This window comes from Ruminococcus sp. YRD2003 (assembly GCA_900109435.1).
GTDB classification, from domain to species: domain Bacteria; phylum Bacillota; class Clostridia; order Oscillospirales; family Ruminococcaceae; genus Ruminococcus; species Ruminococcus flavefaciens_G.
The window spans coordinates 20,327-35,520 of the sequence record FNZT01000021.1 but is presented as its reverse complement, the minus strand read 5'-3'; the positions used below and the strand labels follow the sequence as shown (position 1 = coordinate 35,520).

General features: G+C 42.1%; 16 protein-coding genes. 13 read left to right on the top strand and 3 right to left on the bottom strand.

Translation table 11 applies throughout. From position 1 onward, the window contains the following. Window positions 1-250: 250 nt before the first annotated feature. The 3 genes from BMX22_RS14720 to BMX22_RS14710 form a co-directional block, all read right to left on the bottom strand. On the bottom strand, window positions 251-463 hold the full coding sequence (locus BMX22_RS14720; RefSeq protein WP_074743304.1) for a hypothetical protein: 213 nt from the start codon (window positions 461-463) through the stop codon (window positions 251-253). Between the two features lie 248 nt (window positions 464-711). Further along, window positions 712-2,760 (bottom strand): relaxase/mobilization nuclease domain-containing protein, encoded by a 2,049-nt coding sequence (locus tag BMX22_RS14715; RefSeq protein WP_074743302.1) that lies wholly within the window; start codon window positions 2,758-2,760, stop codon window positions 712-714. Next, window positions 2,742-3,017: a hypothetical protein gene (locus BMX22_RS14710; RefSeq protein WP_074743300.1), complete on the bottom strand. Its 276-nt coding sequence runs from the start codon at window positions 3,015-3,017 to the stop codon at window positions 2,742-2,744. Before BMX22_RS14710 ends, BMX22_RS14715 begins: the two co-directional genes overlap by 19 nt. Before the next feature lie 537 nt (window positions 3,018-3,554). Between BMX22_RS14710 and BMX22_RS14705 the strand changes: the two genes are divergently transcribed. From BMX22_RS14705 to BMX22_RS14645, 13 genes are all read left to right on the top strand, one after another. Further along, entirely contained in the window at window positions 3,555-3,839 is a 285-nt protein-coding gene (locus BMX22_RS14705) for a DUF960 domain-containing protein (protein ID WP_074743298.1), read from the top strand. Between the two features lie 53 nt (window positions 3,840-3,892). After that, the gene (locus BMX22_RS14700; protein WP_074743296.1) at window positions 3,893-4,999 is read left to right on the top strand and encodes an amidoligase family protein; all 1,107 of its coding nucleotides are present in this window, start codon (window positions 3,893-3,895) and stop codon (window positions 4,997-4,999) included. Continuing rightward, the gene (locus BMX22_RS14695) at window positions 4,999-5,178 is read left to right on the top strand and encodes a hypothetical protein (protein WP_074743294.1); all 180 of its coding nucleotides are present in this window, start codon (window positions 4,999-5,001) and stop codon (window positions 5,176-5,178) included. Before BMX22_RS14700 ends, BMX22_RS14695 begins: the two co-directional genes overlap by 1 nt. Further along, window positions 5,179-6,159: a class II glutamine amidotransferase gene (locus tag BMX22_RS14690; protein WP_074743292.1), complete on the top strand. Its 981-nt coding sequence runs from the start codon at window positions 5,179-5,181 to the stop codon at window positions 6,157-6,159. Between the two features lie 12 nt (window positions 6,160-6,171). After that, the gene (locus BMX22_RS14685; protein ID WP_074743290.1) at window positions 6,172-6,381 is read left to right on the top strand and encodes a hypothetical protein; all 210 of its coding nucleotides are present in this window, start codon (window positions 6,172-6,174) and stop codon (window positions 6,379-6,381) included. A gap of 591 nt (window positions 6,382-6,972) precedes the next feature. Continuing rightward, window positions 6,973-8,259: a DegT/DnrJ/EryC1/StrS family aminotransferase gene (locus tag BMX22_RS14680; protein ID WP_074743288.1), complete on the top strand. Its 1,287-nt coding sequence runs from the start codon at window positions 6,973-6,975 to the stop codon at window positions 8,257-8,259. Then, window positions 8,259-8,897: a sugar transferase gene (locus BMX22_RS14675; protein WP_074743286.1), complete on the top strand. Its 639-nt coding sequence runs from the start codon at window positions 8,259-8,261 to the stop codon at window positions 8,895-8,897. Before BMX22_RS14680 ends, BMX22_RS14675 begins: the two co-directional genes overlap by 1 nt. Beyond that, window positions 8,898-10,115 carry a glycosyltransferase family 2 protein gene (locus BMX22_RS14670; protein ID WP_074743284.1) on the top strand — a complete coding sequence of 406 codons (1,218 nt, stop codon included), beginning with the start codon at window positions 8,898-8,900 and terminating at the stop codon, window positions 10,113-10,115. A gap of 9 nt (window positions 10,116-10,124) precedes the next feature. Next, window positions 10,125-10,895: an MBL fold metallo-hydrolase gene (locus BMX22_RS14665; protein WP_074743282.1), complete on the top strand. Its 771-nt coding sequence runs from the start codon at window positions 10,125-10,127 to the stop codon at window positions 10,893-10,895. Between the two features lie 14 nt (window positions 10,896-10,909). Beyond that, window positions 10,910-12,202, top strand: coding sequence for an ATP-grasp domain-containing protein (locus BMX22_RS14660; protein ID WP_074743280.1), 1,293 nt, complete (start codon window positions 10,910-10,912; stop codon window positions 12,200-12,202). Next, a complete protein-coding gene (locus BMX22_RS14655; RefSeq protein ID WP_074743278.1) occupies window positions 12,202-12,975 on the top strand; it encodes an SDR family NAD(P)-dependent oxidoreductase in 774 nt (257 codons plus the stop codon). The genes BMX22_RS14660 and BMX22_RS14655 overlap by 1 nt, the downstream gene beginning before the upstream one ends. A 72-nt stretch (window positions 12,976-13,047) precedes the next feature. Further along, the gene (locus BMX22_RS14650) at window positions 13,048-14,265 is read left to right on the top strand and encodes a hypothetical protein (RefSeq protein WP_074743276.1); all 1,218 of its coding nucleotides are present in this window, start codon (window positions 13,048-13,050) and stop codon (window positions 14,263-14,265) included. A gap of 18 nt (window positions 14,266-14,283) precedes the next feature. Continuing rightward, window positions 14,284-15,159: a polysaccharide pyruvyl transferase family protein gene (locus BMX22_RS14645; RefSeq protein ID WP_081349245.1), complete on the top strand. Its 876-nt coding sequence runs from the start codon at window positions 14,284-14,286 to the stop codon at window positions 15,157-15,159. The last annotated feature ends 35 nt before the right edge of the window (window positions 15,160-15,194 follow it).

Genomic DNA, 15,194 nt, shown 5'->3' with positions numbered 1-15,194 from the left:
ACAGTAGGTAAAAATACAAAGGCAATAACAGAGTACATACAGCGGCAGCTTGAAGAAGACAGAATGGCGGGTCAGCTGACATTGGACGATACAAACCCGTTTAACGGGTAAGCAGTAATAAAACGCAGGAAAACGTAGCCGCATGCGTCCGTGTTGCTACGCCTTTTCAGGCGTGGCTTGTACCATGAGCCCCTATGGGGCGTTTAAGGAAAAACCCCCGGCTCTGCCGGGGGATGTTTATTATTGCTGTTCAGCAGCTTTTAAGATTCGCGAGCAGAAGCCGCTCGATATTTGGTTTCAGCTCCTCGTTGCCCGACATAAAGAACACAACTCGGCATTTTTTACCGTTCTTGACCTTGGACAGGAGCAGGCGCGTCAGCTCGCTGCGGTCGTACTGAGCCTGCTCCTCGTTCGTGAGCCACACTTCAATGCGGCCCTTACTGCTTTTATCAACTACTTCCACGCTACCCCTCCTTCCTTATTATTCTTCCCACAAATCCGGATTTCAGACATCTTGATCCATGAAAAAGCGTTTTGAAGTAATTGCTGTGAATTATCAGATAGCTCTTCTAATTCTAAATACAAGTTAGTCGGATAATAAAAAAATATGGTTTTATGGTATTGATATGGACACTATTGAATGGACAGGTTGAAAGAATGCTGTTTGCCAGCAACTAAAAAAAGGCACTCCATATGGAGTGCCTAAAAAAACTAATTTTGATTTTGAGTTTCAGCAGGATCTGAGTCAATCAAGTCTTTTATTGATATGTAGTGATTTGGTACAAATCCTCTTACTATAGCAGGCTGGTTGTTTTTTTCTTTTTTACTGTATAGTTCAGATTTGATTATGCACTCTCGTTGCTGCATATTCGTGAAAACAGAACGTTTGGATTGTGACATATCCAATTCTTTCAAAATATCAGTGATTGATGTGGAAAGCGGTTTGAAAAACACTTTGGTTTTAGCGTTATTAAGTGTAGTCCACTCTTCCGAACGTGACAATTCAAATCCTTGTGTTGCTCCGATGATGTTCATTCTGTTTTTTCTTCCTTGTGTGAAGATCATATTGATTACACCGTCTTCTTTTAGGTTTTGTTCGCGTATTTCATCGATACATAACCAAAGATTTGAATACCTGTGTTTTACGTGGTACAAGTATAATGAAGCAAGAAGGATATCAAACAGCTTTCTCCCTTGCTCTTTAAAAGATGTCTCCAAAGAAAAGACTATGATCTTTTTAGGACAGTTTAAATAATCTGACCATGTTTTTTCATAATTAATACCATTTTCAAGTGTAACAAGTAATGGGATCAATTTGTCGCGTAGAGCTGAAATTGTCGAGCCGTCTTTTACAAGTATACTCTTTATATCGCTTGGAAGAATTCTTCCATCTTTTTCGAGTGCGTCGATATTCTCATAAATCAGCGTTTTGAGTTTAGCGTTCTGAGCTTCGGAGGAATCATAGACAGCTGAGTGAAGAATATTGAAGATATGATTTGCTTTGCTGTCTTTTCTGCTAATGCCTTCAACTGAAAAGGGATCAATGGGAAAATCTTGTTTTTCGAGATGGTAAACTATGATGTTATCATTAAAGAACTCTTCTGAGAGTGCTCCCTTTAGCTCGTCGACAGTGTTGGAATTGCTTGAATCAAGCATAATAACACGCTCGCCCAATTCAGCAAGGTAGGCTGCTATCCTTATCATCATATGGGATTTTCCAGAGGCAGATTCCCCTGTAATCAGCATATGGTTATTAGATTTTGTTCCATTTTCAATAATTCGTCCAGCCCATGTAGCGCTGTCTTCATCCATTATAAATGGGATAAACCTGCTATTATGAATCGAAGACAATTCATGGAAGAATAATGAGTTTTCTGCTTTGTTAATTGAAATCTGACTTTCAGTAGAAAGAATGCTGCGATCAATTCTGTATCGGTAGATTTGGTGTGTTTTTAGGAAGACATCAATGTATTGAAGCCTGCAGCAATAATGGTACTCACCTGTTATTATTTTATTGTTGAAGAGCGTTTTTATTAATGGGCGATGTTTGATCTGTATATCCATATATGGGATAATAAGTGAATCAAATGCTGTTGGATCAATATAGATGAATTCTTCATCTGTGAGAACGACCTCATCTGTCACATCATCAATAATATACGCTGTAAGAGGAAGACATTTGAAGTTGTAACGAAAAGCCCTGTTCAGTTGATTAACAAAGCTCTCGATTATTCTCTTGATCGGGTATTGACCAGTTCTGTCAATGTTGAGCAAAAAGCTGTTTATCAGATTAATGTCGTTTTCAGTGAAGTATTCGACATATGGAATAGTGGAGCTATTATAAGCTTTATCATATGAGATCCTGTTGAAAACTGACATTGCACAATTGATCATATGATAAGTATCTTTAATTTCATTCGGAATAGTATTATCTGTTTGAGTATTAATATGTATACCTATCCCCGCGAGATGAGAGCCGAGATAAGGCTCGAAAATCCTTTTGGTAAGTTCCATTGCTTCTTTCGCGGTTGAAGCTGTTTCGTTTGTGAATGATGTCACATAGTGGAAAACGGGGGTATTATCCTCATTGTTGTGGAACTTGGCAACTGCTTTGAATTGCTTTGCGGCATTGCGGGAGTTGTCCGGATCTATACCGAATCCTTCCTTCAGCACCTGATCCTTTCCAATGGGATAATTCACGACATTGCGCAGGCATTTGTCATCGCCGTGAGTGTGCTTGATCAATTTAATTGTTTCCATAAGTTCATGACCTCCTTTTGTATTCTTATCGCCTCATCGGGCATATCGGGTTTGAGCTCCGCGTACTTTTTGTTTGCATCGTTCTGTAACTGATACATAAGTTCAGGTGTGAGCGGTATGGGATAGTGCTGGAGCCTGTACAAAGCGACATCCGAGCGAGGTACTCCCTTATCCTTAGCCTCCTGCTCGATCTCATCGAACAGCGACTTAGGCACTTTGAGTGGTAACGGTACTTTGGGTTCTCTCTGATTTTTCATGATGAATCCTCCTAAGCATTGTAATTATTCCGTATGTGATGATTCTGTATATATTACTTCAACCCTCCATTCTACCTGATATAGTAAAATATATTATATTTACAGGATATAAGTATAGAACGATCGTAATACGGAATTACATATATGTACATTTCCGTGATAAAAAAAGAGAGTATTTTCAATATGCTTGAAGCGAATACAAATCATTAAATTGCCATGATCAGAACTATAAAAACTATACCTCACAGCAAAGCCTTGGGTAAAACTCAAGGCTTGTTTCATACATACAGCTTTGCCGATCCTTAATGGTGCGGTTTTAGCTGCGGATATCAGTCTCAAACAGTAAAATGGCGAAAATCCCTATTATTTTGATTTTGTAAATATATATAATTATTATGAAATAATAATTATTTCATAATATCGATTGATATTTTTGTCCTTTCACAGTCTGCTCCGATTATTCTTTTTCTCCGTATATATATTATTTCTACGGCATGAGAAATTGTCACCAAATTACTGTGAGAGGAGAAGAATCCAATGTTCGATAACGAGCGATTTCTGACGTGCGGAGTAGACAGCAGCATACCTCGCGAGCTACAACTTTTCATCTGGCAGCTAATCGACCAGCTGCCCGAGCCGCGCGACCATCTTCAAATCTTTGATTTGAAAAAAATCGGCTGTATGCAGTCGATAACCCACAGGAGCGAGCAGCCCGAGTACAGCAAAACGTACCTTTTACCGTCGGAGAATCCTGTCGCGGAAAAGCTCTACGTGATAGATGACGGAGGGCACTCAACAATGCTGCTTGCCAGCGAATACTAAAACACGAACGCCAGCCCGAAAGGGCTGGCATTTTCATTTTACGGAGGTAAGAAATGGACAAGAAAGACGAAAACAGGCTATATTGCAGTCATTGCGGCGTGCTGATAAACAACGATGATTATGAAATGGTCCAGGGTGAGGTCGTATGCGGGGACTGTATCGAACGGTTTACGCAGACCTGTGAGTGCTGCGGAGCACGTGTGTGGGACTCAGACTGTTACGGCGATGAATATACCACGCTGTGTTCATCATGTTACCAAAACCACTACACCCGCTGTATTGAGTGCAACACACTTTTGAGGAACGACGACGCGTACCATGTCGACGGCGACGATTACTGCTCCGAGTGCTATCGCGACATAATTGACCGCAGCCGCATTATACACGAATACAGCTACAAGCCAGAGCCAAAATTCCGCGGAGAATCCAAACGTTTCTTTGGTGTGGAGCTCGAGATAGACGGAGCAGGATGCTACTCCGAGAATGCCGAAGATCTGCTCACCATTGCAAATTCTGACGAAGAAAACCTATATTGCAAGAGTGACGGCAGCCTCGACGAGGGCTTTGAGCTCGTAACTTTCCCGATGGCATTAAAGTACCATAAAGAATTCTGCTGGGAGCAGCTGATGAAGAAGGCAATAGATATGGGCTACCGCAGCCACCAGACCAAAACCTGTGGGCTCCATGTTCATGTGAACCGCGATTCGCTCGGTGACACGCAGGACGAGCAGGAGGTTGTAATCAGTCACATCTTATTCTTTGTCGAGAGCCACTGGGCAGAGTTATTAAAATTCAGCCGCAGAAGCGAATACTCGATCAATCGCTGGGCGGCTCGATACGGGTATGAAAAGAATGGCAGGGACATCCTTGAAAAGGCAAAAAAGGGGAATCTTGGACGGTATGCTGCCGTCAACCTGCAGAACTATTCAACCATAGAGTTCCGCATTTTTCGCGGTACGCTGAAGCGGAATACCCTCATAGCCGCGCTTGAGCTGGTCAACGAGATATGCGATATCGCGTCAACTCAGACCGAGGACGATATTGCTAAGATGTCATGGTCGGATTTTGTGAAAAGCATCACCGAACCGGAGCTCATCACATACTTGAAAGAACGCCAGTTATACGTAAACGACGAGGTTACAACGGAGGAGGAAATGTAATGAAACCGACAGATCTGATAAAGACACTGCCTGCAGGAAGTCCTGCGGGAGAGATACTGAAAATTGCCGCAATCATCGCAACGACGGTGCTCGTGGACAAGATAGGCGAAGTCGTGAAAGAAGCCGTAAACGAGAATAATACGAGGCTTCTCGATGTTACATACAAGGAGGACAGGTAAATGTGCAGTTTGTTCGGATTCCTCGATTATCAGGGACTTATCCCGCATCGGATAATCAGGAAAATGACTCAGTCTCTCGCAAATGCCGCAGAAGAACGCGGTACTGATGCGGCAGGTATTTCGTATGTCAAGGACGCCGAAGTCGTTGTCTACAAGCGCCCGAAACCGGCTCACAAGCTGCATTTCAACCCACCCGATGGCGTGCGTGCTGTAATGGGTCACACGCGTCTTAGCACGCAAGGCAGCGAGAAGCATAACATAAACAACCACCCATTTTTAGGTCATGCGGGTATAGACTTCGCCTTTGCACATAACGGCTGCCTGTACAACGATAAGTCCCTGCGCAAGGAAAAGCAGCTCCCTGCGACGAATATCGAGACTGACTCGTACATAGCAGTCCAGCTCATAGAATCACAGAACAAGCTCGATTTCGATTCTCTGCGATACATGGCTGAGACGGTGCAGGGGAGCTTTACTTTCAGTCTGCTTGACGAGGATAACTCGCTTTATTTCGTCAAGGGGAATAACCCGCTAACTCTGCTCCATTTCAAGTCGCTCGGACTTTTCGTTTACGCGAGCACGGACACAATAATGCGAGCTGCGATGAAGCGCATAGGGCTGAACATATTCGCTTATGAGCAGATAGACATTGACGAGGGAGACATACTTAAAATTGACAAAAACGGCAATATTACCCGCTCGCAGTTCCAACCTGCTCCCAAATATTCGCATTTTTCGAGCGGTAAGTGGTGGTACGGCGACGACTGCTATTACGGTGAACATGAGGAAATGCTCTTTCTGTATTGCCGCTGTTTCGGAGTGGATACGGCAGATGTGGAACTCCTGCTTGAGTATGGCTATACTCCAAGCGAAATCGAGGAGATGCTCACCGACCACAGCCTGCTCCGCGAGACTCTGCGGGAGGTCAAGCTCATGATAGGCGAGGACATCTGCGAGGAGTATTGCGGCTGTTTTTACTGAGGAGATGGTGATATGCTGATCAAGGATAATCAAAAAATGCGGTATTACGAGGTATGGCTCACGAACGAGGAGCAGGCAGAGGTCGACCGTGCCGAGCTGACCAAGAAGCTCTTGTCAAAGAAAAGCGACAGTAAGTATAAGGTCGTGTATTATCTCTCGGGCAGCGCTGAACTGTATCCCTGCATCGAGGGCTTACTGCTGGAGAATCTGAGGCGCGCTTAATGCGCGCCTCGTTTTAATACAATCAGTTGATATAATCGCATATTTTTTTGGCAAAAATTTGTCGTTTTACGCTGTGAAGCGATGACTTGTTACACCATATTTATAATACATTTATAATAGAAAAGTCAAATCGCATTTCCTATGATAAAAATATGCTTTGAATTTGCTTTTTACAGATTGCAAATCTCAAAAAGAATATTCCTTGAGGTATATTTTTTTATGCTATTTCCACAGCAGGTAATGTGTTATTTTTGTGAAAAACACCAAAAATATTTGGGCTTTTGACATTACCCGATTTTTCCGCTTGCTTTTTTCTGCCCTTAAATGTATAATTAATAATGTACAGGTCTCTACGCCTGCACACAATTGATTAAGTTTATTATCTTTAACTCGGCACAAAAATACGGAATGTCATCTTTGTGCCGCTTTTATTGGCTCGAGTAACGTGAAAAAGGAATACTTATGATAGCTGCGTTTACTTTTGAACGATGCTAAGCATAATAAAGCTCCTTAAGTTGAGCGAATATTATATTGGTTCTGTTGCTTAAAAGGAACCGACCAACACCAAGTGGATAGGAGAAAAAGCAGAAAATGTTTGTCAACAAGAACAACATCAAACCGTTTGAGAAGGAAGTATGGCTTTCATCTCCCACAATGCACGGAGACGAGCAGAAGTGGGTAAACGACGCATTTGAGAAAAACTGGATAACAACTGCAGGCGAAAATGTAAACGAGGTCGAGAAGCTCGTTGCAGAGTATGCAGGAGTAAAGTATGCTGTAGCTCTTTCGTGCGGCACAGCTTCACTCCACCTTGCTACCAAGCTTGCAGGCGAAAAGCTTTATGGACAAGCTAAGCCTAACTGTGGAACACTTCAGGGACATAAGGTGTTTTGCTCGGATATGACGTTCGACGCTACCGTAAACCCTGTTGCTTATGAAGACGGTGAGGCTGTTTTTATTGATACTGAGCCTGATACATGGAATATGTGCCCTAAAGCTCTTGAAAAAGCTTTTGAGATATATCCTGATGTTAAGCTCGTAGTCGTAGCGCATCTCTACGGTATTCCCGGAAAGATAGATGAGATTAGAGCGATTTGCGACAAGCACGGTGCTCTCATAGTTGAGGACGCTGCTGAGTCGTTCGGAGCTACATACAAGGGCATAGAAACAGGCTGCTTCGGAGATTACAGCGCTATCAGCTTCAACGGAAACAAAATAATCACCGGTTCTTCGGGTGGTATGTTCCTCACAAACAGCAAGGACGATGCTGATAAGGTACGCAAGTGGTCAACTCAGTCAAGAGAGGCTGCTCCGTGGTATCAGCACGAGGAGATCGGCTACAACTACCGTATGTCGAATGTTATCGCAGGTGTTGTTCGCGGACAGATGAATTACCTCGACGAGCATATTGCTCAGAAGAAGGCGATATACGAGCGCTATAAGGAAGGCTTCAAGGGACTTCCTGTTACAATGAATCCTTTTGACGAGAAGAACAGCGTACCGAACTACTGGCTCAGCTGCCTTCTCATCGACAAGGAAGCGATGTGCAAGCAGGTCCGCAGCGAAAACGAGCCTATGTACATCTCAGAGCAGGGCAAGACCTGCCCTACCGAGATACTTGAGACTCTTGCAAAATTCAATGCTGAGGGACGTCCGATATGGAAGCCCATGCATATGCAGCCTATCTACCGTATGAACGGTTTCGTTACAGCGAACGGCAACGGACGCGGACAGTCCAATGCTTATATCGACAGAGGAGAGGCTTGTGATGTCGGTGCCGACATCTTCGAGAGAGGTCTTTGCCTCCCGAGTGATAATAAGATGACACCCGAACAGCAGGATATCATAATCGAACTTATCAGGAGTTGTTTTGAATAATGTATGCAAAGTACTTTAAGCGTTTGCTTGACTTTACACTTTCGCTCGGTGCGATAATTGTTCTATCACCGCTTCTTCTTATTCTGACTATTGTAGGAGCTGTTGAGATGGGCGGTAATCCGTTTTTCACGCAGGAACGTCCCGGTAAGAGAGAAAAGATATTCAAGCTTATAAAGTTCCGCACCATGAACAATAAAAAGGACAAGAACGGCAAGTTGCTTCCTGACGAAAAGAGACTTACTTCCTATGGTAAGTGGCTCAGAAGTACAAGTATGGATGAACTCCCTGAATTATTCAATATCCTTGTTGGTGATATGTCTATTATCGGACCGAGACCGCTGCTTGTGAAGTATCTTCCTTATTATTCGAAAGAGCAGCATCATCGTCATGATGTACGTCCGGGATTAACTGGTTATGCACAAGCTCATGGGCGGAATGCTTCAACATGGGATGAAAGATTTGAGTATGACCTTAAGTATGTTAAGCATATTACTTTTTGGGGCGATATTAAGATTATAATTGATACTGTGAAAATTGTTCTTAAAAGAGATGGCATTTCGGCTGAAGGCGAAGCAACAATGGGTGATTTTATTGATTATGTAAATGAGAAAAAAGCTACTGTAAGTGAGGTGGAATAATTGCAAAACAAGAATTCACTTATAAGCGTTATTGTTCCGATATATAAGATAGAAAGATACGTTGGAATATGTATCGAGAGTTTGATGAATCAGACGTATAAGAATCTTGAAATAATACTTGTTGACGACGGTTCTCCTGACAGATGTCCTGAAATATGTGATTTGTATGCAAAGAAGGATAATCGTATCAAGGTTATTCACAAAGAAAACGGTGGACTTGTTTCAGCTCGAAAGGCTGGTTTGCTTGCATCAAATGGTGAATATGTAGGCTATGTGGATGGCGATGACTGGGTAGGAGCAGGCTTCTATGAGGCCTTATACACCTCAATCGTTACAAGCAATTCGGATATTGCTTGTGCCGGACAGAGCCGCGACCTTTTTGAAAGAAGTGTGCATTTTACAAACAGCTTACCTTCTGGAATCTATGAGGGGGCAAAGCTTGAAGAATTATATAGAAATATGATCTCCAACGGCGAGTTTTATCGCCCGGGAGTTACAACATATGTGTGGAATAAGCTTTTCAAAAGAGAGGTTTTAATGGAATCACAGCTCAACGTTGATGACAGAATATCAATTGGAGAAGACGGTGCGGTAACTTATCCCGCATTGTTGGCTGCTAAAAGAGTATGCATTACAGATAACTGTGCGTACCATTATCGTCAGCGTGAAGATTCTATGCTTAAAAAGAGCGAATCATTTGCAAATGAAGCGAAAAAGCTCAGATATTTGTACGATTATCTGTTTAATTTTGCAAAGCAGAATAATAATGAGTATGACCTTATCAAACAGGTAACAGATTATGTTCTGAGTATTTGTATAATTCGTTCAGGCGGAATACTTGACGCTACAGAAACTGAGCCTGAGTTTACGCCTTATGGTTCAAAAATAGATGGAAAGAAGCTTATTGTTTATAGCGCAGGTACTTTTGGTCAGCAGCTTATGAATCGTTTCCTTGAAAACTCAAGATGCGATGTTATTGGCTGGGTAGACGATGATTATTGGGAGTACAGACGCTGCTGTATGGATGTTGATCCTGTTGAAAGCATAACAAAGCTTGAATATGACTATGTCCTCATTGCGACAGTTGATAGACTGCTCGCTAAGAATATATGCAACAGACTTCTTGATTACGGTCTTAGCAAGGAAAAGATATTGATAGTAAGCTGCGAAGAAGCTATCAGAGAAGAATTGCTCGGACGTTATCTGAATTGTAAGTAAGGTAAAGCTATGAATGATACAGCAATAAGGATTCTTTCCGCCAAGCTCGGCGAAACGCACCTGTTTTTTATCGGACAAGCCGGATATATTATAAAAAGTAAAAACGGACAGCTTCTTGGTTTTGATCTTTGTCTTTCGGAATGCGTTGAACGTGTTGAAGGGCACATGGGATTCAAGAGGCTTGTACCTAAGATACTTGATCCGTTTGAGCTTCAATTTGACTGCCTTGTAGCTACCCATCCTCATTTCGATCATTTTGATATGGATGCGATACCTCAGCTCATGAGCAATCATCATACCAAACTTTTCGCTTCAATCAATTGCGAAGCAGAAGTAAATCGGCTTATGATGACTGGTGAGAATACGTTGTATATCAAGCCGGGTGACAGTGTTGATTGCGGTGAATTTCACATTGATTTTGTTGAGTGCGATCACGGCAAGGGCGCTCCTGATGCAGTTGGAGCAGTTATTACTGTGGACGGCAAAAAGGTATATATGGCAGGCGATACCTGCCTGCGAATGGATCGAGTAAATGATATCAAGAATCTGGGTCAGCTTGATGTGGTTATTGGTCCGATAAACGGAGCGTTCGGTAATATGAATGAAAAGGAATTTGCTGAGTATGCTCACGCTCTTGGAAGCAAGCTCACAATACCGTGTCATTTTGGAATGTTTGCAACGCATGGCGGCAATCCAGGTAGATTCCTTGAAATAATGAGAAATGAGTATCCTGATGATAGAGTGCTCTTGATGAGCCTCGGTGAAGGAATAATAATATAAAAGGAGAAGTTGAAATGGAAAGAGAGTTTGAAGGCAAGAAGCTGCTTATACTGGGTGGAAATCCGGAGACTATTCCGCTTGTTGAAATAGCTAACAATTGGGGAATCAAAACAATAGTTGCTTCTGCAAGGCATACCGATCCCGCGAAGGCTTACGCGTGGAAATCTTATGATTTTGAAGGCCTTGATGCTGATGCTGTTATCAAGATTGCAAAAGACGAAAATGTGGACGGCGTTCTTGTCGGAGTAGCTGACATTCTTGTCCCTATGTACTGCAAGGTTTGCGATGCTCTCAATCTCCCTTGCTATGCAACTCAGAAAATTGTAGATGTATTTGCGTTTAAAGATGAATTCAAGGCTACTTGTGAGCGCTATGGCGTACACGGAATTCCTGAGTTCAAACTTGATGCTGAGATGAAGCGCGAGGATCTTGATAAGATACAGTATCCTGTTATGGTAAAGCCTGTCGATAACGGCGGTGGTGTTGGAATGACAGTTGCCTTTAATGAGGAAGAACTCAGAGAAGGTGTAAAAAAAGCTCTTGATGCTTCATTTAAGAAACGCTTTATTGTTGAAAAGTATATGCAGTGCGAAGATATGGGAATGTATTATACATTCAAGGACGGCGTTTGCAGTGCTTCCTGCATATATGACCGTTACACTACTGATGAACAGCCGGGCCTCAGCAGGGTTTGTCTTGGCGGTACATACCCTTCAAAGCATCTTGATGTGTACTTTAGCCGTATGCACGACAATGCTCTGCGTATGTTCAAGGAAATCGGTATTGAGAATGGTATTCTCATGCTTTCGGGCTTCTTTGAAAATGATGATTTCTATGTTTATGATACAGGCTTCCGTCTTCAGGGTGAAGCTCCTCATCTCCTTATGAAAGCAATCCACGGTTTCGATCAGAGAGAAATGCTTATCCGTTTTGCTCTGACAGGCTCAGAGGGAGATATTGACCTCACTAAGGATGACGATACAAGACTTCGCGGCAAATGGGCTGCAACAAAGTGGTTTTTACTCAAGCAGGGCAAGATCGCTAAGATCGAAGGACTTGATGACCTTGATAAAGACAGTTGCGTAGTTGCTAACATTCAGAGACTTCATGAAGGCGATACAGTCGTTCCTGAGTGGATTGGTAATGAGAAGCAGGTTCTTACAAGACTGTATCTTGTTTGTAATTCTAAGCAGGAACTTGCTGACAAGCTTAATTATTATGAGAAAGCGGTACGCGTTTACGACGAGAATGGAAATAATATGCTTCTCAAGGGATTTAATGCTGAGGAAGCTCTGGAGTTGAAGTAATGGAATTACAGAGATTAAAAGATAAGGTTATCGTTATTTCTGGTGGTACTAAAGGCGTTGGGCGTGCTTTTGCAGAAGCGGCAGGGCGTGAAGGCGCGAAGGTCGTCATTGGCGGACGTGATGAAAAAGCAGCTCTTGTAATAATAGATACGATCAAGGCTGTAGGTTCTGAGGGCATCTTCGTTAAGACAGACCTTACAAGCGTTGATGATTGTAGGAACTTGTTCGACGAGGCTTACAGAGTCTACGGTAAGGTTGACGGTTTCTTCAATTATGCGGGTATTACACCTGTTTCTCCGCTTGATACTTGCGATGAAAAGACGTTTGATGCTGTGATGGATATTAATTTCCGTGCAGCGTTCTTCTGTTGCCAGCAGGCAATAAAGTATATGCGCCTGAACGGTGGTGGTTCAATCGTCTTAACTGGTTCAGCTCATGCGTGGAGTGGAGAAAAGGACAGAGCAGCTTATGCTTGTAGCAAGGGTGTCCTGAGGACGCTTATGGAGCATATTGCTCACAACTATGCGACTGAGCATATCCGCTGCAATTATCTCACTCTTGGCTGGACTCCCACCGAGGGAGAGGTCGAGCTTAGACGGTCACAGGGTGAGAGCGAAGAGGAACTAAGGGCTCGCGCTGGAGCATATCTTCCGATGGGGAGAATGTGCGAGCGTGACGATTACATTGAAGGTATTATATATATGCTCTCGGATGCAAGTTCAATGATGACCGGTAGTACGTTCAGGATTACTGCTGGGGAGTATATCAGCTGATTGTTGAGAATTTGAGTTAATTGTGCTAAATAAACATACTGTGCATAATGTTGATTATGGGGAGAAAGAAAAATGTCAAATAAGATTCTTAAAATAGGGAGACCTTATATTAAAGATTCAGATAACGGCGTTCGGCTTTATTCTGACCTTTCATTAGATAACAAAAAATATACAATATGGTACGAATTTGACAGTAAATACAAAAATGCTATCACATTTGAACGCATCGACGGCATTGTTGTGAATGTTCTCCTTTATGCTATGGAGCATAGTTTGGATATCACTTCGGATCAGCCAATAACTGAGGAACTGATGTATTCACTTGAAAACAGTTTAATTCCTGCTATTTCAAAAAACATCCACAAGTATAAGCGCATTAAGCTACTGCTCAAATCTGAAGCAGGGACACTTTCGAATGATAGTGGAGTGAACGCTGTTGGTGCATCTGCATCTGGTGGAGTAGATTCGTTCTACACTTTGCTTAAGCATACTGGAATGGAAAAGAGTGATTTCAATGTCACGCATTTGACTTTCTTCAACGCTGGAGCTAGTGGAGCTTTTGGCGGTGATAAGGCAAGAGAACGATATCATGAAAGAATAGATTGGATTAAGAGTGTTGCTGATGAGTTGGGCCTTGAGATGGTTTGTGTCGATACAAATATAAATGAATTCCTTAAGCAAGGACATGAAGCGACTAATACCTATCGTACTTTGGCTATACCGCTTCTTATGCAGAAGCTGTTTAGTAAATACTATTTTGCGAGCTCATATGAATTTGCAGAGTTTAAATTCAAAGAAACAGATACATCGTTCTATGATATTCTCAATTTGCCTTGTTTATCGACACCGAATCTGAAATTTTATCTCAGTGGCGCTGAGGTATCAAGGAACGAAAAGCTTCAATTCATTTCTAAATACCCAATAACTTATAATAAACTGAATGTATGTGTTGCACAGGCGCATAATTGTAGCAAATGTGATAAGTGTCGCAGAACTATGATTGCGCTATACGGCTTGAAAAAGCTTGATTTGTATAAAAATGTATTTGACGTTGATTATTTTAACAAGCATAAACACGAGTATTTTCGTATAATGATGGCTCTGAGAAGTTGGAAGGAAGTTCCAGTTTGGCATGAATGGAACGATAACTATAAGCTTGTTAGGAGAGAAGTTTCTCTTTTAGATCGTTTTCTCGGAAAGATTACGCTTTTATATCGCGTTATGAGGCGAAAAATTTATAAGACAAGCTTTGGAAAGAGCATCTATGAGAAGTATGTGAAAAAGGATTAAGGTTCAGGAGTGAATGCGTTGCTGTCAAGATTGATTAAAGAAGCTTCCAGTATCATATCTGCCGATTCAATAATGCTGGATTATCCTAGATACAGAGCTCATGAAAACAAAGTGAATCTTCACTATTACCATGCAGAGCGTCAAGAGGGTGGCAGTAAAGATAGCTGTAATATAGGTGATTATCTTTCAGAGGTCATCGTCAGGGCAATGCTGGAACGTAAGGGATTCTCGCTTGATGATAAAATAAGTGGAAAAAGGCATTTATATGCGATAGGATCAATATTACAGATGGGCTATCAGAATGCAACGGTTTGGGGAAGTGGATTTGCTTTCGAACCAAATGGCTTTAGGGCATTGCCTCACAAACCACCTTTTCGCAGGCTTGACGTTAGGTGTGTAAGAGGACCGTATACACGAAGGACACTACTTAGAATGGGACATTCCTGTCCAAATATATATGGAGATCCGGCTGTGTTGTTGCCTTTGTTTTATCAGCCCTTATCAAAAGAAAAAAAGTTTGATTACCTGGTTATTCCGCACTATTCGATGTTTGAAAAGGCAAGAGAGGTGGTTGATAGTGAACAACTTGTCAGCATGAATACCAAGGACTACTGTAGTCTTGTTGACAAGATTGTCTCAGCCAAAAAGGTTATAAGCAGCTCACTTCATGGTATCATTCTTGCGGAGGCATATGGTGTCCCTGCAATATACTATGAGGACCGACCTGAACGTTTTCGATATAAATATGAGGATTGGTATGCCTCAACAGGAAGAGGAATTCATGTTGAAACCGATTTGCAAAAGGCAATAACCATGGAGGTTGCAAATGTTCCGGATTTGGCAAGAATGAAGAATCAACTTGTAGAATCATTTCCTTACGATTTATGGATGTAATAATCAAAATTAAGAGCTTGAGCTTCAAGTATAAT